Origin of the sequence: Streptomyces sp. A1136, from assembly GCF_004795055.1 — a bacterium.
Classification (GTDB): domain Bacteria; phylum Actinomycetota; class Actinomycetes; order Streptomycetales; family Streptomycetaceae; genus Streptomyces.
Map to the genome: position 1 here is coordinate 43,433 of NZ_SSBJ01000040.1, position 16,388 is coordinate 59,820.

Annotated in this window: 17 protein-coding genes and 3 pseudogenes; 6 read left to right on the forward strand and 14 right to left on the reverse strand. The window is 68.5% G+C overall.

Annotated elements, in window-relative coordinates; genetic code table 11:
• Window positions 1-155: 155 nt before the first annotated feature.
• Both E6R62_RS30455 and E6R62_RS30460 read right to left on the reverse strand, forming a co-directional pair.
• The gene (locus E6R62_RS30455) at window positions 156-704 is read right to left on the reverse strand and encodes a hypothetical protein (RefSeq protein ID WP_136216703.1); all 549 of its coding nucleotides are present in this window, start codon (window positions 702-704) and stop codon (window positions 156-158) included.
• Between the two features lie 631 nt (window positions 705-1,335).
• Window positions 1,336-1,578, reverse strand: a complete 243-nt coding sequence (locus E6R62_RS30460; protein ID WP_136216704.1) for a hypothetical protein — start codon at window positions 1,576-1,578, stop codon at window positions 1,336-1,338.
• Between the two features lie 382 nt (window positions 1,579-1,960).
• Here E6R62_RS30460 and E6R62_RS30465 point away from each other — a divergent pair, with 382 nt between their 5' ends.
• Both E6R62_RS30465 and E6R62_RS30470 read left to right on the forward strand, forming a co-directional pair.
• Window positions 1,961-2,362, forward strand: a complete 402-nt coding sequence (locus E6R62_RS30465; protein WP_136216705.1) for a hypothetical protein — start codon at window positions 1,961-1,963, stop codon at window positions 2,360-2,362.
• A gap of 299 nt (window positions 2,363-2,661) precedes the next feature.
• Window positions 2,662-3,912: pseudogene (locus E6R62_RS30470) on the forward strand (IS256 family transposase).
• A 470-nt stretch (window positions 3,913-4,382) separates the two neighbouring features.
• Here the strand turns inward: E6R62_RS30470 and E6R62_RS41355 are convergent.
• Genes E6R62_RS41355 through E6R62_RS30485 form a run of 3 tightly spaced genes read right to left on the reverse strand, consistent with a single transcriptional unit; the run spans window position 4,383 to window position 6,576 of the window.
• Complete coding sequence (locus E6R62_RS41355; RefSeq protein WP_240801995.1) at window positions 4,383-4,661, reverse strand: hypothetical protein; 279 nt, start codon at window positions 4,659-4,661, stop codon at window positions 4,383-4,385.
• 32 nt (window positions 4,662-4,693) lie between these two features.
• Window positions 4,694-5,380: a response regulator transcription factor gene (locus E6R62_RS30480; protein WP_136216706.1), complete on the reverse strand. Its 687-nt coding sequence runs from the start codon at window positions 5,378-5,380 to the stop codon at window positions 4,694-4,696.
• Entirely contained in the window at window positions 5,377-6,576 is a 1,200-nt protein-coding gene (locus tag E6R62_RS30485) for a sensor histidine kinase (RefSeq protein WP_206308887.1), read from the reverse strand. The genes E6R62_RS30480 and E6R62_RS30485 overlap by 4 nt, the downstream gene beginning before the upstream one ends.
• Before the next feature lie 142 nt (window positions 6,577-6,718).
• Here E6R62_RS30485 and E6R62_RS30490 point away from each other — a divergent pair, with 142 nt between their 5' ends.
• Together E6R62_RS30490 and E6R62_RS30495 are read left to right on the forward strand one after the other, a co-directional pair.
• Window positions 6,719-7,942, forward strand: coding sequence for an alpha/beta hydrolase (locus tag E6R62_RS30490; protein WP_240801996.1), 1,224 nt, complete (start codon window positions 6,719-6,721; stop codon window positions 7,940-7,942).
• Between the two features lie 371 nt (window positions 7,943-8,313).
• Window positions 8,314-8,529: pseudogene (locus tag E6R62_RS30495) on the forward strand (IS256 family transposase); the annotation flags it as partial.
• Between the two features lie 628 nt (window positions 8,530-9,157).
• Here E6R62_RS30495 and E6R62_RS30505 read toward each other — a convergent pair.
• Window positions 9,158-9,793, reverse strand: a complete 636-nt coding sequence (locus tag E6R62_RS30505; protein WP_240801997.1) for an HAD-IA family hydrolase — start codon at window positions 9,791-9,793, stop codon at window positions 9,158-9,160.
• The gene (locus E6R62_RS40365) at window positions 9,790-10,497 is read right to left on the reverse strand and encodes a hypothetical protein (protein WP_206308888.1); all 708 of its coding nucleotides are present in this window, start codon (window positions 10,495-10,497) and stop codon (window positions 9,790-9,792) included. The genes E6R62_RS30505 and E6R62_RS40365 overlap by 4 nt, the downstream gene beginning before the upstream one ends.
• Window positions 10,498-10,506: 9 nt before the next feature.
• Here E6R62_RS40365 and E6R62_RS40370 point away from each other — a divergent pair, with 9 nt between their 5' ends.
• Window positions 10,507-10,677, forward strand: coding sequence for a hypothetical protein (locus E6R62_RS40370; RefSeq protein ID WP_206308889.1), 171 nt, complete (start codon window positions 10,507-10,509; stop codon window positions 10,675-10,677).
• Window positions 10,678-12,211: 1,534 nt separating this feature from the next.
• Here E6R62_RS40370 and E6R62_RS30515 read toward each other — a convergent pair.
• The 5 genes from E6R62_RS30515 to E6R62_RS30535 form a co-directional block, all read right to left on the reverse strand.
• On the reverse strand, window positions 12,212-12,553 hold the full coding sequence (locus tag E6R62_RS30515; protein WP_206308890.1) for a helix-turn-helix transcriptional regulator: 342 nt from the start codon (window positions 12,551-12,553) through the stop codon (window positions 12,212-12,214).
• Entirely contained in the window at window positions 12,553-13,674 is a 1,122-nt protein-coding gene (locus E6R62_RS30520) for a tyrosine-type recombinase/integrase (protein WP_136216708.1), read from the reverse strand. The genes E6R62_RS30515 and E6R62_RS30520 overlap by 1 nt, the downstream gene beginning before the upstream one ends.
• A 64-nt stretch (window positions 13,675-13,738) precedes the next feature.
• A complete protein-coding gene (locus E6R62_RS30525; protein ID WP_136216709.1) occupies window positions 13,739-14,314 on the reverse strand; it encodes a site-specific integrase in 576 nt (191 codons plus the stop codon).
• 147 nt (window positions 14,315-14,461) lie between these two features.
• A complete protein-coding gene (locus E6R62_RS30530; protein ID WP_240801998.1) occupies window positions 14,462-14,965 on the reverse strand; it encodes a hypothetical protein in 504 nt (167 codons plus the stop codon).
• A 140-nt stretch (window positions 14,966-15,105) separates the two neighbouring features.
• On the reverse strand, window positions 15,106-15,282 hold the full coding sequence (locus tag E6R62_RS30535) for a LexA family protein (RefSeq protein WP_368773877.1): 177 nt from the start codon (window positions 15,280-15,282) through the stop codon (window positions 15,106-15,108).
• Between the two features lie 116 nt (window positions 15,283-15,398).
• Between E6R62_RS30535 and E6R62_RS30540 the strand changes: the two genes are divergently transcribed.
• On the forward strand, window positions 15,399-15,746 hold the full coding sequence (locus E6R62_RS30540; RefSeq protein ID WP_136216711.1) for a hypothetical protein: 348 nt from the start codon (window positions 15,399-15,401) through the stop codon (window positions 15,744-15,746).
• Between the two features lie 5 nt (window positions 15,747-15,751).
• Here the strand turns inward: E6R62_RS30540 and E6R62_RS30545 are convergent, their stop codons facing one another.
• Both E6R62_RS30545 and E6R62_RS30550 read right to left on the reverse strand, forming a co-directional pair.
• Window positions 15,752-16,165 carry a DUF5958 family protein gene (locus E6R62_RS30545; protein ID WP_136216712.1) on the reverse strand — a complete coding sequence of 138 codons (414 nt, stop codon included), beginning with the start codon at window positions 16,163-16,165 and terminating at the stop codon, window positions 15,752-15,754.
• Window positions 16,166-16,274: 109 nt separating this feature from the next.
• Window positions 16,275-16,388: pseudogene (locus tag E6R62_RS30550) on the reverse strand (IS5/IS1182 family transposase); the annotation flags it as partial.

A 16,388-nucleotide genomic window follows, 5' to 3' on the forward strand; every position in this document is an offset into this window, starting at 1 on the left:
GCGCCCGTCGGGTCGACTTCCCACCGGGATCGTGGTGCGCCCCGGATCCCAGGCGATCATCGACGAAGCACCGTGAGAGCCGGTTCAGCGCGGGGGCGGCAGTTTACGCCGCGCCCCACGCGGCCGGTGCTCCTCGCCGCCGCGGGCGGCGGGTGTCAGTTGAGGCCGACGGCGGCCAGCGCCGTTGTCCAGTCGGTGGCGATGGCGCGCTGTGCCGGAGCGAGCTGGATGGTGCCCGCGCAGACCGCCTTGTACAGCTTGTATTCCACGGTGTCCTTGTCCCCCGCCGTGGAGCCGCCGGCCTGGTAGCGGGGCTCGGGCCACAGGTTCTGCGGGCTCGTGGGGTTTCCGCCGAGGCTGAGTGCGACGAGGTGGTCCTCCTCGTAGTCCGCCGTATTGGTGTCGGCGTAGCCGTACTCGGCGATCTGCTTCACCTTCAAGGCGTTGGTGTAGCTGGTGGAGGGTCGGATCGAGGAGCTGTAGCCGCCCACGCAGATCGTGGAGTGGATGTTCGCCTGCGTGACGTTGGGGTTCAGCGCGCCCGGCTGACAGGAGGAGACGGGCCGCGGCAGGTACGCCTGGGAGCAGGTGGCCGTGGTGGAGGCGGCGGTGGCGTGGGCGGTGCTGCCGGTGGCGGCGATCAGTCCCGCGGTGGCGAGGGCTATCGAAGCGGTAGTGGCGGTGAGACGACGTATCGCACGCATGGGGATCTCCGCAAGTGTGGGGGTGGCGGGTGCGTCGAGCGTGGGGCTCGGCTGACGGAATGACACCACTCCCCGCATCTACGCGGATAGAGCCTTGCGGTGAACATCGGGTTATCTCTACTCGGCCTTCACAGTCGGGTCCGCCCGAGATCACCATCGGCCGCATATCACACAGGGGTGACGTCCATCAGGGACCGCCAGTGGCCGGGCAGATGGGGCGGCGAGGCACGCAGATGACAGTGACGGCAGTGGCGGCCCGTCAACTTCCGATGTCCCGAACCGCTATGTCACGTCCTGGTGACAAAGCTGGTGAACGAGCTCGTCGAAGCCGCCGAGGAGAAGAACAGCGTCGCCATCGCCTCGAACGTCGACCGGTGGTGCGGACGGACAGGCGCACGCCGAGCCGAGCTCCGTGGCGGGCGATGGCAGCTGTACACCATTTCAGGTCGGCGAGTGCGCTGCGGCCGAGGTTGAGGTGGGTGCAGCCGCCGAATCGAGAGCACGAGCGGCTCCCGGTATTCAACCCCAGCGGTAGGCCGCTGCTACTCGCACTGGTCAGGGTCTGGCGTGATTGGGCTGGGGGGAAGGACCCTGTGTGCTTCCGAGAGGTCGAGCCAGGGCCGACCACAGGTCAGCGGCTCCAGCCGCCGTACCTGGCCGTGAGCTTGCGGGCCTCATCAGTGTTCAGGCCCAGCGCGGCCGCCACGGCGGCGGGCTCTTGAGCGCGGGCATGCCGCGCCGGCCAGTGTGCGGTGCGCTGGGCGATGATCTCCAGTGTGCGGGCTGCCTTGAGTGCGGCGAGCGGTGCGTCCTGGCCGAGTCGGTCGATCGCGACCGGACGCATGTCCATCGCGATGAGGCGTCGCAGCAACATCCGCCCACGCTCGCAGCCGCACCGCGGACCGGCACGGTCGGCGCAGACGAAAGCTCGGACCGGGGGGCGCGGTGCTGTGCGGGGGGGGCGGTGTACCGGGTGCGCGCGAGACTGTCGCGCATCGTCGGGTGGCGCACACCGGATCGGTCCGGTGGCGCACATCGCGGGGCGCACCAGAGCGACGTCCGTCGTCATCCGGTGCCAGGCGAGAAGCATGGGAGCCCAAGCTCGCCGTGCCCCTCTTACCACCGCCCCGCCCCGCCTCGCATCGGAAGCGGGGCTCTTCGTACGGTGGGCACCAGCCCTGGGCGGCCCCTCCCATCGGCCCCGCTGTCCCCCTGGCTGTCCATTTCCCACGCAGCAAGATCAAAACAGGAGCGCCGTGTCCTACACCAACCGCTGGCATCTGCAAGGTTCCGCCGGTCATGCGTACTCCGGCGAAGAAGCTCGACACCTGCTTCGACACCGGTGGGACTGGGCGAGCCAGGAGACTTGGTTTGAAAATGACACTGGTGAGCTCCTGGCTGTGGTCACCAATGGCCAACGTGCGAAGGTCACATTGAGGGGTCGGTCAGGCGAGCTCGATGAGCACCTCGTCGATCCACGCGGTGCAGGCTGCTCCGGCGGCTACGTAATGTCCACCGGACAGGTCGATAGCTACGACGACCGCGACACCGTCACCTTCGATGCCGCCGGCCATGCCGTGGCACACCTCATCGAGCATGGCGTCTGGCCCCCGAACGTGACCGTCGAACGCGGCCGGGTGAATGACCGCGGCTGGTAAGGCGCCCTCATCGCTCGGCTGCCCTTGAAGACCCGCGTCCACTTCGGCCGCTTGCCAATTGTCCGTGACCGCACTCGGGCTTCAACCGCCTGCTCTCCACGCTGACCGACAACTTCCCCGCCCCTGCTGCCTTGCTGGCTTCAAAAGCGACGGCGTCCGCTGTCAGAGTGCCGGGCCTTGAGAGCAATGCTCGGAACCTGTGGATCGGCGAGGGAACGCGAAGGGCGTACCTTCCCGAATGATCCTTTGATGGTCTCCGAATAGGCCCGCGTTGCAGCGCGGGTTGGGAAGGCACGCCCGTGCTCAGCGTAGTCACCGACGACGGCTCGACCCAGTCCGGCTCCCTGATCGACGAAATCGTCCGTGAGGGCGCCCGCCGGATGCTCGCCGCCACGCTGGAGGCGGAAGTCAACCAGTACATAGCCGAGTTGACTGCCGAGACCGATTCTGCCGGCCGACGTCTCGTGGTCCGCAACGGCCACCATCAGATCCGGACCGTGGTCACCGCGGCCGGCCCGGTCGAGGTCAGGGCACCGCGGGTGAACGACCGCCGCGTCGACGAAGTCACGGGCGAGCGCAAGCGGTTCTCCTCGAAGATCCTGGCTCCGTGGTGCCGCAAGTCGCCGAAGATCTCCGAGGTCCTGCCGCTGCTCTACCTGCACGGATTGTCGTCCGGGGACTTCGTGCCCGCTCTGGAGCAGTTTCTCGGCGGCACCGCCGGCCTGTCGCCCGCCACCGTGACACGGCTGACCAGGCAGTGGAGCGACGATCACGCCGCCTTCCAGGCCCGGGAGCTGTCCGACCGCGACTTCGTCTACGTGTGGGCCGACGGCGTGCACCCCAAGGTCCGCCTCGGCCAGGCGCACTCGTGCGTCCTGGTCCTGCTCGGGGTCCGTTTGGACGGCACCAAGGAACTCATCGCCCTGGCCGAGGGCCTGCGGGAGTCCACCGAGTCGTGGGCCGACCTGCTGCGAGACTGCCGCCGACGCGGCATGCGTGACCCCGAGCTGGTGGTCGGCGACGGCGCGATGGGCCTGTGGCGGGCGCTCGCCGAAGTGTTCCCGGCCGCACGGCCGCAGAGGTGCTGAGTCCACAAATCCCGCAACGTCACGAACTGCCTGCCCAAGTCCGCGCAGCCCGGGGCGACGAAGGCGATGCAGGAGATCTACAACGCGGAGGACCGCGGCCACGCGGAGAAGGCGATCGAGGCGTTCGCGAAGACCTACGGCGCCAAGTTCCCCAAGGCCGTCGCGAAAATCACCGCCGACCGGGAGGAACTCCTGGCGTTCTACGACTTCCCGGCCGAGCATTGGATCCACCTGCGGACCACGAACCCGATCGAGTCGACGTTCTCGACGGTCAAGCTCCGGACCAAGGTCACGCGAGGTGCGGGCAGCCCGGCGGCCGCGCTCGCGATGGTGTTCAAGCTGGTCGAGTCAGCTCGGGCTCGATGGCGTGCGATCACCGGTGCCCATCTGGTGCCCCTGGTCCGCGCCGGGGCACGGTTCGAGAACGGCGTCCTCGTCGAACGCGAGGAGCAGGCAGCCTGATTGGCTGAAGGAGCCACCAGCCGACCCATGGCTGAGCTGGCCTATCCTCAGTCAGGCTGATTTGGGGCGGCGAGAGCTTGGCGCGACTGGACTACCGCGCCCAGCGTCCCATGGCTGGCGCGGTGCCGATCAGGCACTCGATGTCGGCCGGGAAGCCGGCGAGGGCGTAGGCGGTCAGGCGCAGGTGGCCCTCAAGGCAGACCAGGTTGTCCTGCCTCTCTCCGACGAGGTGAGCGGAGGAAATCGCTCACCTCTGATGAACGCGTGGGCCGCGTCGACGAACGGTTTGTTGGGCACGTCGAACGCCCCGTAGCCCTGCCTTGATGCGTGCGGCCGCGTCGGCCGGCCGGCGGCTGCCACCCGACAGTTCGACCCAGTAGGGATAGTCGAGGTACCGCACGTCGGCCGCCTCGTCGGTGGACAGGAGTGCCCTGGTCCATGTGACGTGAGCGGGGAAGTTCTCGAACAGGTCACGGTTCTCGCCGTACCCGCGTCGCGGCGAGCAGAGCGCGACGTGCGAAGTTCGCTCCAGCGTCGGAGAGGTCCGGATGCGTCAGCAACTGCTCTGCCTGCCCGGCTACCGCCAGATGGGGCCGGAGGTTCTGTCCGAACCTCTGGCTAGACAGCTCGCCGCTCAAGAAGCAGGCGACCATCTCGTCCTCATTGCTCACACCCAGTACCTGCACGACCGTCAGCATAGGATCGAACTCGGTGGGTGCCGCAGCCTGCTCGCACGTCATCTCGTTCACAGGTCTTGACTATTGCTCTTTCTCACCCTGCCCTACCGTCTACCCGGCGTGAGTCCGTTCTCGTAGGCGATGATCGCCAGGTGGACGCGGTCCCGGGCCTCGAGCTTGGCGAACAGACGCGCGACATGGGTCTTCGCCGTCGCCCCGCTGATCACCAACCGCTCGGCTATCTCACCGTTCGACAGCCCCTGTCCGACCAGTGCCAGCACCTCGCGCTCCCGGTCGGTGATCCCAGCGATGAGACGTGAGTCCTGGGCGGGCTCGGTGGCCGGTGCGGGGGCCGCGGGGGTGGCGGAGGTTCCGGCGAAGGCGGCGATCAGCCGTCGGGTGACGCTCGGCGCGAGCAACGCGTCGCCGGCCGCCACCACGCGGATCGCGGCCAGGACCGCGTCCAGGGCCATGCTCTTGAGCAGGAATCCGCTGGCGCCGGCGCGCAGAGCGCCGTAGACGTACTCGTCGTCGTCGAAGGTCGTCAGCACCAGCACCTTGGGCGGGTCCGGCTCGGCGGTCGCCTGCCGGGTCGCCTCGATCCCGTCCATGCCCGGCATCCGGATGTCCATCACCACGACGTCCGGCCGCAGCTCGCGCACCAGGCGCACCGCCTCGACGCCGTCGCCGGCCTCCCCGACCACCTCCAGGTCGGCGGTGCCGCCGATCAGGATCCCGAGCCCGACCAGCATCAGCGGCTGGTCATCGACCAGCAGTACTCGCACGCTCATGCCGGGAGCCTCGCAGCCACCCGGAATCCGCCCTCCGGACGCCGGCCCGCGCTGAACTGGCCGGACAGCAGCGACACCCGCTCGCGCATGCCGAGCAGGCCGAAGCCGCTCCCGCCGGCCGCCGCCGAGCGCCTGGGACGGCCGGGCCCGCCGGGACCGTCGCCCCCGTCGTCCACCACCTCGATCGTCACTCCCTCCGGCTCGTATCCGACCGCGACCCGGCACGTCCGCGCCCCGGAATGCCGCACCACGTTCGTCACCGACTCCTGGACGATCCGGAACGCCGACAGCTCGATCTCCGGCGGCAGCAGACGCCGCTCGCCCCGCCAGGCCACGTGGACCCGCACCCCGGCGTCGGCCGTGCGTTCGGCGAGCCGCGGGATATCCGCCAGGCTGCCGGCCGGCGCCAGCGGAGCGGCCCCCGGCATGGCGTCGTCCGGCTCGGCGCGGCGGAGCGCTCCGAGCATGCGCTGCAGCTCGAGCAGCGTCTGGCGGCTGGTGGACTCGATGCCGGTCAGCGCCTGCCGCGTCTGCTCGGGCTTGGTCTCCACGACCCGCGCCGCCGCTCCCGACAGCACCGTGATGATCCCGATGCTGTGCGCGACGCTGTCGTGCAGTTCGCGGGCGATCCGCAGCCGCTCGGCCATGACGGCGCGGGCCGCCCTCTGCTCATGCAAGGCTCCGAGGTACTCACGGCGTTTGCGATACACCCCCCCGAAGACCCACGCGACCGCGAACCACAACGCGAACTGCCCGGCCCACTGGGCCGCGTCGCTGACGGTCTCCCCGGGGTAGACGTGGATGTTCTCGACGAACGCGGCCGCGACGGCCGCGACGGAGCCGACGGCGGCAGCCTTTGGCCGCCGGACGGCGAGGTGCCCGCCCAAGAAGACGAGCAGGACGAACACGATCAAGGGCCGCACGCCGAAGAGGTCGCCGAGGACCGATTCGCCCAGGATCGCCGCGAAGACCGCCGCCGGCAGACGGCGCATCAGCAGAACCGGAAGGGCGAGCACGACGCACAGACCCATCATCTGGAAGGGCCCGAGGCCGGGAAACCGGAACAGGCCGGGACCACGACGGATCGACCAGCAGAGCATCAGCGCGTAGAAGCAGGCGGTGGCCAGTACCACGGCCCGGTCCGTCAGCCAGGTCACGCGCTTCGATGTCGAGAGACGCTGGAGAAGCTCTTCCATACGGAGATCGTATTCAGCGGCGTCGGCTCCGCGCGTCGCCCCGGGGATGTACGCGGGGTACACCCCCGGGCCGACGGCCTGGGGAACGGTGACATCCACCGGCCGACGCGACGGAGGAGCTGCGGAACCTAGCGTCGATCCCATGAAACGCAATCGCCGTATCAGCGCTGTCGCGGCGCTGGCGCTCGCCGCCCTCGTCACCGGAACCGGCACCGGGTTCGCCGCCACGACCACACCGTCGGCCACACCGGTGGCCACATCGGTGGCCACGCACGCGTTCGACACCGCACCGGCCACGGCCACGGCCACCGCGCCCACACGGTCCTTCCAAGGCACCCTCCCCGCGCCGACCGGCCCCTACGCCGCCGGCAAGGAGGTCATCCACCTCACCGACGCGAACCGTACCGACCCGTGGGTGCCGTCATCCGGCCCCCGCCAACTGACCGTCACGATGATCTATCCGGCCGTCCCCGGGACCGGGACTCCGGCCCCTTACATGACCCTCGGCGAGGCAGCCGGAATCCTCCAGCGCCAGAAGACGCCGGCGAGCTCCGGCGTCACCCCGCAGACCCTTTCCAGCGTCACCACCCACGCCTTCGACGGCGCGCGGCCGCAGAGGGGCAAGTATCCGCTGGTGGTCCTCTCAGCCGCGCACGAGAACCCGCGCATGACGCTCACCGCGCTCGCGACCGACCTGGCCAGCCACGGCTACGTCGTCGCGCTCGTCGGCCACACCAACGAGGACAGCGGCGAGACGCTGGCGAACGGCCAGACGTCGTCGTGCGTGATCTGCGACAACCCGGCGCTCAACCTCGACTCCGTCGTCGCCAGCCGCGCGACGGATGTGTCCTTCGTGATCGACCAGTTGACGCACGGCAATACCGCGTGGCGCCTGGCACACCTCATCGACAAGCACCAGATCGGCATGGCCGGACACTCCCTCGGCGGAGCGTCGGCCGCCGCCACGATGATCGCCGACCCGCGAGTACGGGCCGGAGTGAACATGGACGGCACCTTCCACCCGACCCCGATGCCCGGCCAGATCAACCGGCCGTTCCTCATGCTGGGCACGGCCGAAAACCACTCGGCCGGCGGCCACAACACCACGTGGGAGCAGGCATGGGCCGCCCTCGGCGGCTACAAGGAGTGGCTGACGGTCACCGACGCCGACCACTTCAACTTCAGCGACCTGGACCTGCTTAAGAAGCAGGCCGGGTTCCCGACGCAGGGCCTCTCCCCGGAACGCGGGCTGGTGATCACCCGCGAGTACGTGACGGCGTTCTTCGACCAGACGCTGAAGGGGATCCACAGTCCGCTGCTGGACGGCCCCTCGCCGAACAATCCGGAAGTACTCTTCCAGCACTAGTGCAGCGCCGCGTTGATCCTTCGGGGGTTGATGCGGCTTTGAGTGGGCTGCCGTCGTAGGGCCAGCGGTAGGGCTTGGCGTCGTGTTCGTCGTAGGCCAAGACGAAGGTGTCGATGGCCGCGGCCAGTTCGTCGCGGAAGGCGAACTGGCCGCGGCGTAGTAGACGTCGGGTCAGGGTGGAGAAGAACAGCTCGTCGGGTAGCCTCAGCGCGTCTCCGCGCTGGGGCCCCCTCAGATCCGGCCGTGCCCGATTTCCAGGCAACCGGCTCAAGCAAGCCGCGAGGGCTGTCGGGCAGGCAGAAGTGCTGTCCCGGTGCTGCCGTCGCGGAGGCGGCGGTGGCAGTGGGCGTGTATGAGACGGGTTGCGACGTGTCGAGTCGACGTTCTCCACGGTCAAGCTGCGGACGAAGGTCACCCGCGGTGCCGGCAGCCCGGCGGCGGCCCTGGCGATGGTGTTCAAACTGGTCGAGTCCGCACAGGCCCGCTGGCGCGCGATCACCGGGGCGCACCTGGTGCCCCTGGTCCGTGCCGGCGCCCGCTTCATGAACGGTCACCTCGTGGAGCGCGCCTCGGACCTGGTGGCGTGAGTCCTCGGGTCGTATGCGATGCTCCGGGCGTCACCACGACAGCGAGGAGAGAACATGCTGGTCACGCTGACTGGAGGTGCCGGGGCGGGAAAGACCACACTGGCTACCGCACTGGCGGCTACGACGCCCCGGGGGCCAGCGCGGGTACTCTGCGGTGACGACTACTAATTCCTCACTCCTGAGCAGGGGGTTTGGGAGCCGGATGAACCCGGGGTGCCGCGGTTGGACGTCGGCGATCCCCGGTCGCTGGATTTCACGCGTCTCGCGCACGACACCGACGCCGCGTTGGCCAGCTCCGCCCGTTGTCATCGTGGACGGCCTCTTCGCCCGTCATGTCACCCCGCGAACAGCGAACGTGCGGTTCGACATCTTCGTCCACCTGCCTGCCCCCCCCTGCGCCTGGCCCGGAAGATCCAGAGTTGGCCCGCGATCCCTGCCGGGTCATGCGAGCTCACCGCCGAACAGCACGTCCAGGTCGCTCGCCTCGCGTGGTGCACGTATCTCCGTACTTCGTGGAGCACTCAACGAAGTACGCCGACACATGGCCAGGATCGACTCCAGCTGCAGATGGGAAACCGGCGCTAATGGTGACGTCGGGTATTGGAACCGTCCGAATGCCTCCTGCGGGTCACCTGTGCTGCGCGTCTGGTGCCGCGCTGACGAGGACTGCCAGGGTTGCGCGGAGATCTTCGATCTGTCGGTAGTGGAGGGCGGTCATCCCCACGTCGCGGGCTGCTGTGACGTTGGCGGCGGTGTCGTCGATGAACAGACAGCGGTGGACCGGGGCTCCGACCCGCTCGGCGGCCAGCTGGTAGACGCGAGGATCGGGCTTGATGAGGCCGATGCGGGCAGTGTTCACCACGGTGTCGGCGAGATCGTCGAGCCCTTGTCGGGCGAGGTCTCTCTCCAGCCGGGTGGTCGCGTTGGAGACCAGGGCGACGGTTGCGACCGCGCGGGCCTGGGTGAGGAGCGACACGACCTCATGGTCGACACGGGGCATCAGATCGGACCAGGCGGTGACTGCGGCGTGGGCGCGGTCGCTCGATCCGCAGATTTCAGCGAGGTCCTCGGCCACTGCGGAGCGCCACTGCTCGTCGGTGATTTCTCCGGTGATCGCGGGGTGCAGGCGGGAAGGCGCGAAGGCTGCGGCCGCGAGCGCGCCTTCGGGAAGTCCGTGGCTGCGTTCGAGGTCGTCGGCGCTCGGCCAGTGCCGAAGGACACCGTCGATGTCGCAGAGAACCGCGTCGTAGGGGCGCGAAATCATGATGAGGACTCCTTGATGGTGGTTGTCCGCGAGCTCACTTCGGCGGCGTAGTTGGCCCAGTCGCCTGCCGAGAGGCGTTGCCAGGCGACGGCGACGTCGGTGTGGATGCCCAGGGTGCGGGCGAGGATCGCGGCGGGGATCTCGGTGGCGAGCTGGAAAAGAGCGGTGCTGCGGGCCTGGTTGGGGCGGATACCGAGATTGTTCAGCCGCTGCGTCAACTGTGTGGTGCTGATCGGGCGTCCGGGCTGGCCTCCGGGGAAGAGCCATGTAGAGGGAGCCAGGGCGCCGATGGTCGCGTGCCCCTTGCGGTTCGCGGCGACGGTGCGGGCCAGCTGGGCGACGGGCTCGGGCAGCTGAACGGGTGCATTACCGAGGTGGAGACGTACCTTTTGGGCGCCGACCTCGACGTCCTCGATGGTCAGTCGGTGGATCGCCGATGGCCCTTGTGCGTAGAGGAGGAGAAGCAGTCCTGCGAGGCGGTCTTCGGGTTTGAGGGTGTCGTCGTGCAGGAGCCGGCGTGCGACGTTCCACCGGTGCTCGTCATCCAGTGGCTGGGTGGGGCCGTGCCAGCGGACAGCGGGGACGTGGACGGTGGTGAGCTTGTTGGCGCGAGCCCAGCGGACGAAGTGCCCGGCTGTGTGGCGGTAGGTCGCGGAGTCGTCGGTGAGCCACTGGTCGAGGTTGGCCTGTCGGCACGTCTCCAAGGCGAGGTCGTGAGCCTGAAGCCAGGTAAGGAAGGCGACGGCCGCATGGGTGCGTTGACGCGCGGATGCGAACTGCTGCGGAGTGAGGTGGCGGCCGTTGCTGCGTCGGCGTCGTCGACGGACCAGGTGCCATATCGCGTACTGATGCAGGACTTTGCGCTGTTCGGGGTCTTGCTGTGATGCGAGAAGGCCCGTGAGGAAACGTTCGAGGCGGACCATGTACTCGTCCCGCTCGGGCAGGGCACCGACACCGACGAGGACTTGGCGAGGTGGGCGAGGGGCGGGCTGTCGGGCAGCTCGTCGAGGGCCTCGTGAGTCAGGGCTCGTCTGCCGGCCGCGAGGTCGGCCAGGACCGGAGACACGAGCGGCTTGTTCAGCCACCGATTGGCGGTGAGTGGGTGCTCGGTGGTGGCGATGTTGTTCCGCAGGGCTTCGAGACCGGGATGGAGGGCAGCGGACGGAGGGCCCAGGAGCTCGTTGAGGCGCCGATTGATGAGACAACGAGCGCACTGGCCGGGGTGCGGGTAATCGGGCTCGCTGCAGGTGGGGCAGGTGTGCCAGACCTCAGGCGCGGTGCAGCCCAGGCAAAGGGGCTGGTCGAGAGTTCCGGAGACGACCGCCGCGACGCCGCCGCAGGCCGAGCACGGCGCAGAGTGACGCTGGCAGTCCAGGCACCATGGCCGACCCGTAGTCCGGGAGGTGCCGCAAGGTTTCTCCGCGTCGCAGATGCTGCAAGTCGCGGTGGGCAAGGAGGGGCAGCCTTGGCAGAGCGGGCCGTCCGGTGTGCGGGTGTTCACGACCCTTCGTCGGCCGCAGTTGATGCAGGTCTCCAGGTTCGCCGGGTCGCTGACCAGGCAGTTCGGACACACCGGCCGGCCTTGGTCGTCGCGGGTGGCGGGCTCTCGGCGGGCTCCGCATCCCGAGCACTCCTCTATACGGGAGTGGGAGATGCACATGCGGCAGACCCGCTTTCCATCCAGAGGCTTGTCGATGCGTACGACTCTGTGGCAGCCGGGGCAGGACGGCCGGACGATCCCGGCGATGCCGGCCTCGTGCAGCAGGTCGATCAGCTTGAGGATCGCGCGGTGGGGTGCGAGGTGACCGTCGCCGGTCAGCAGAGCTGGGTGGGATTCCAGGGCCCAGGCAAGTTTCCGCTGGTAGGAGGGACGAGGTGCCGATCGACGGACCGCCTCGGAGACTGCCTCCCGTTCGGCCTGCGGATCCAGTTCAGCGATCAGGGCGCCGATCACTGCGATGGGGTCACGTCCGTCGTCGTCAGGGCACTTGCCGCATCGCGGCCGCCCGGTCCGGTCGCGTGAAGCGACCCGGCGGGTGTTTCCGCAGGCAGCACACGGCTCGGGCTGTGACCGCCCGCAGTTCCAGCAGTACCAGTCCTGGCCGCGGCGCTGGAGCGTTCGTATCTGCCTGCCGCATTCGGCGCAACACGGCGGCGAGACCGTCTGGACCCCGGCCTCACGCAGGGCGATGAGCAGGGCGCCGACGGCCCTGGGCACCGGCGAGCGACCGTCGTTCAGCACGCGAGGATGCTCACTGAGATGTGCCGCGAGGAGGCGTGACTTCGAGCGTCCGCCCGCGACGCTGGCGACCACGGCACGGATCCGGTCCGGCTCCAGCTGATGTTCGATGGCCGCGACCAGGTCCGCAATGAGCCCGATCGGGTCGGAGACGGCCCGCTCGGGAGGACCGGGTGCGGTCACGGCCGCTCGAAACCGCGGATGCGGGCTCGCTTGGGTCGCAGCTCACCGACGCCTGCCTCGGCACCGACAGCCTTCTTTGTTCGGGTAGCGGTTCCGGCACCCGCCGCGGCGGTCGGCTCGATGAGGTCGTCCATGGTGCAGTTGAGGATGTCGAGCAACGCCATGAGGGTCTTCAGGCTGAGCCGCTCGGGACGCTCGACGACGAGCCGGTAGACCTGGCTGGACGACAGGGTGATGCCCCGTTCGTCCAGTAGCGGGATGAGGTCGGTGGTGGAGAACAGCCCTCGATCGGCCATGACCTTGCGCAAGTGCCAGTGGTAGTCGAGCTTCGCGGCCATCAGCGGTCCTTGATTGCGGGGAACGGGGCGAGCGCGGGCGCAAGTGCCCTGTGGAGCATGGTGTTCATGAAGTCGTCGCTGACGTGGGTGTAGATAGCGGTGGAGCTGTCATTCTCGTGACCGACTTGCTGCTGGAGAAACCGCCGGTCAACCCCGTCCTCTGTGAGGTGGGTGACGTAGGAGTGGCGAGCGGAGTGGACAGTCAGCGCCTTCGGGAGCTTCAGCGCGTCGCGGTAGGCGATGAACCGGGCGTTGATCTCCGCCGGCTTGACCCGGCCGCCCCGCTCGGTCACCCACAAGGCGGGGTGATCCTCGTAGCCGAACCGCGGCCGTACGTTCTCCACGTAATCGGCGACCGCCTCCACCGCCCAGTCCATCACCGACAGCACGTTCCGACGGCGCGGCGGCTGCCCCTTCTTCGCCTTGCCGTAGCGGACATTGAGGGTGCCGTATCGGCCGAACTGCGGTGCCTTCGCGTTCCGCCCGAAGTCGACCACATCCAGCTTCGATGTCTCCGTCCGGCGCAGACCCCACCCATAGATGACCTTGAAGAGGGTGGCATCGCGGTAGGCGGCGAGGGCTCCCTTGCGCTTGGCCCGTACCGCTCGATCGACCTGGTCATCGGCGTAGTCGAGGAAGCGTTGGATCTCCTCACGGGTGAACGGCCTCGCCTCGGGGCGCCCCTCGTAGTCGTTGAGATGGGTGATGGTGTTCCACTCGTGGCAGATGGCCACGGGGTGAGTGCCGAAGGCGTCCTCGCAGGCCGCCGACCAGCCGTAGCGGCCGTCGATCAAGAATTCGCTGAACAGGCGCAGGCTGCCCTGATAGCTGCGGATCGTGGACGGCGCGAGGTGCTTCTCGCTGGTCAGCCACAGTGACCACTCGTCCACGTGGCCGGGCGTCCAGGCCCACGGGTATTCGTTGGTGTGCTCCAGAAACCGCCGTACGAGTCTTTCGCGGGCGGTGACCGTGTCCTCACGGAGCCCGCGAGCGGCTTGTTGGGCCCGCCAGCCCCGCACCATGGCTTCGACCATCGCGTCCTGTGGACGCAGCTGGGCCACCCCGGAGACCAGTTCCAGGTGAGCTGCCCCCGCCAGATCGGCGCGTCGCTGTAGACCCACTCTCGCCCTCCCCTTCAGAGGGCAAATCCTGCATCAGATGGGATCTGATCGCCAAACTCCCAGCTCAAGCCGCCAAGTTGCATGAGGGTAGAGCCCTCGCCGGACCCTGGACTGCCCTCGCGACCTGCACTTTCTCGCCCGTCTGATGCAATTCCTGAGAGTTGCGGTAGTAACCCCTGGTGGTTTCGAAGCTGTCGTGGTCCATGAGTTCGGCCAGGACGTCGACGGGGACGCCCGAGTCCGCGTGGCGCTGTGCGAAGGAGTGCCGGTAGGCGTAGGGGAAGATCTTCTCCTTGTCGAAGACCGTGCCGTCGTCGAGGACGAAATCGGGCAGGGTCTCAACCCACTCGCGGTGCATGCCGGACAGGTGGTTGGAGTCGATCGACCGGTCCCCGCGCAGGTTCAGGTTCTGCGAGGGCAGCAGCACCAGCTTCGACGGGGGCCGGTCGGGGAAGCGTTCCCGTACGCGTTCCTGCTGGGCGATGATCAGCTGGGCGGTCGGCTCGTGAATGGGCAGCTGGCGACCGATCCGCTGTTCCTTCCAGTTGTTGTAGAGCAGGACTGGCTTGTCCTGGCTGTCGCGGGTCAGACAGTTCAGCTCCAGCCGGCAGACCTCCTCGGGCCGGCGGCCGGTGTCCATGAGCAGTTCGACATCACGAAGTGGTTCAACCGGGAGGTCTGGACGTCCGCCCTCAAGGCTACGGCGTCACCCGCCGCTGACCCAGGCCGTGCCTCCAGCGGCGAGCGGGCAACTCTGCGAGGGCTCGGCGGTGGGGCCGCTCCCGTCTCAGCCCCGCGACCGGTTCGGACGGTGGGGCCGGCGCCGGCCCGGTGAGGGGTCGGGAGCGGCCTCCGGTGAGGAGAACCCGCCCGGTACTGCGGTGCGCTGCGCCGGCTGCTCCACGGAAGGGGCCGCCGGGGTGGGGACGGCGGGCTTGGCCCCAGCCAGGATGGTGATGTGCGGGATGTGCCGGGCGCAGGTCTGGCAGACCTCTGCCAGGGTCCAGACCTGGCCGACGGCCGGGTTGTGGACGAGGACCAGCAGGCTGCTGCCGGCGCACTGGACGGCGGATTCGTGGAGGGCGCAGTGCGCGCTGCCGCAGCTGCAGGCGGCGTTGAGGCGGGCGCCGGCGAGGCGTCCGTGGGCCTTGATGTGCTCGGCGGCGAAGCGGCGCATGCTCGCGGCGTCCTTCGAGCGGGGCGGCATCCGGCAGGCGGCGGTGCTGCAGGTGACGGACACGGTGTGATCGGGGTGGCCGGTGAGGCGGACCGTCCAGGTCCGTCCCGGCACGCGTGCTCCGGGCATCAGGGTCAAGTCGGGGTCCCGTCGTTGGGCTGGTAGGTGCCGGCGTTCTGCCGGGCTCGTGCAGGGGGCCGCGTGCGTACGCCGCGGCCGAGGGGCGTCCCATGGGCGGCGCGGGGCGCTCTGGTTCAGAGCGGGCGCAGGACGGCGACTACCTTGCCGAGGATAACGGCGTCGTCGCCGGGGTTCGGCTGATGCGCCGCGTTGTGCGGCATGAGCCAGACCCGGCCGATCTCGCGGCGCAGGCGTTTGACGGTGGCTTCGCCGTCCAGGATGGCGGCCTCGATCATGCTGTCGCCGACCACCGGAAACCGAGAAGTTCGCCGAATCTTGGAGGGCTCAGGATGGAAACCGATGGCAGACTGCCCCGACCACGTTCACTCTGACGTAGGTTCGCGTGCCCCGCCGTAGGCTGATCGGCATGCCGAGCCAGGAGAGCCCCCAAAACGCTGTCAAGCACTGGCAGGAGTGCGCCGACGTCGACGATTTCCTCGACCAGATCCGCCTCCGCCCCGGCATGTGGCTGCCCGACGGTTCGCTCCAGCACCTGCAGTCCATGCTCACCGGCTACTGCGTCGCGCTGGGTATCCACTCCATCGATGAACCCTTCGGCTTCTGGCCCGAAGGCGACTTCACCTGCTGGCTCCGGAATCATCGCGGGGTCTCCAGCTCCCTCAGCTGGGCATCTGAAATTGAACGGACCACGCCGGTGGGATCAACTTCGGTTGCCCAGTTCTTCCAGTTGCTCGATGAATACCGCGGCCGATAGAGCTCTCACTCAATCTCAGCTACGTCGGCACGGGGCAGCCGGTGCCACTGGTGGCCGCACCCGTCGGAACAGAAGCGCTGGCGTCGGCGATGGTCGGCAACCGCCAGCACTGAGATCAGCAGCCGGAACGCCTTCCGGCGCTCGTCCAAGGGAGCCAGACTGGCGATCTTCCCCAGCTGTTCGTTGATCCGGCCGCGTGTGATCAGAACTGCCGGAGTGTGGGTCGCGCGGAGGCCGGCGCGGCGAATGGCCTCGGGCCCGTCGTCGGAGGTGGCTCGCGCCTGGACGCAGTAGTGAGACAGGAGCCGCAGGGCTGCGACCTGCTCCTCGACGAGGAGGCCGTCGAACCAGGCGAGGCCCTGTGCCATGGGGCGGCGCTCCTGAGCCAACTCGTTGAACATGACGGCCCACTTGTTCACGCCTCATCCCCTTGACCGGAACCGGGAACATTCGTTCCTGGCATCGAACCACACCAGTCATTCAACCGATCCACGCGATCATGTCAGAGCCCGCAGCTAGGGTCCGTCTTCAAATCGATCTTGCCCAGAGCAGAAGTGATGCGAGTGTGACCGCCGCTTCGTATGAAGTGGCGGTCTTCTCGTAGCGGGTGGCGATGCCGCGGAAGCCTTTGAGCTGGTTGAA

Coding starts and splice junctions, on each gene's coding strand:
- E6R62_RS30525 (WP_136216709.1), bottom strand. CDS start 14,314: ATGGACACCGGCCGCCGGCCCGAGGAGGTCTGCCGGCTGGAGCTGAAC.
- E6R62_RS30515 (WP_206308890.1), bottom strand. CDS start 12,553: ATGGCCGCGAAGCTCGACTACCACTGGCACTTGCGCAAGGTCATGGCC.
- E6R62_RS30540 (WP_136216711.1), top strand. CDS start 15,399: ATGCCGAGCCAGGAGAGCCCCCAAAACGCTGTCAAGCACTGGCAGGAG.
- E6R62_RS30505 (WP_240801997.1), bottom strand. CDS start 9,793: ATGATTTCGCGCCCCTACGACGCGGTTCTCTGCGACATCGACGGTGTC.
- E6R62_RS30455 (WP_136216703.1), bottom strand. CDS start 704: ATGCGTGCGATACGTCGTCTCACCGCCACTACCGCTTCGATAGCCCTC.
- E6R62_RS30490 (WP_240801996.1), top strand. CDS start 6,719: ATGAAACGCAATCGCCGTATCAGCGCTGTCGCGGCGCTGGCGCTCGCC.
- E6R62_RS30485 (WP_206308887.1), bottom strand. CDS start 6,576: ATGGAAGAGCTTCTCCAGCGTCTCTCGACATCGAAGCGCGTGACCTGG.
- E6R62_RS30460 (WP_136216704.1), bottom strand. CDS start 1,578: ATGTTGCTGCGACGCCTCATCGCGATGGACATGCGTCCGGTCGCGATC.
- E6R62_RS30480 (WP_136216706.1), bottom strand. CDS start 5,380: ATGAGCGTGCGAGTACTGCTGGTCGATGACCAGCCGCTGATGCTGGTC.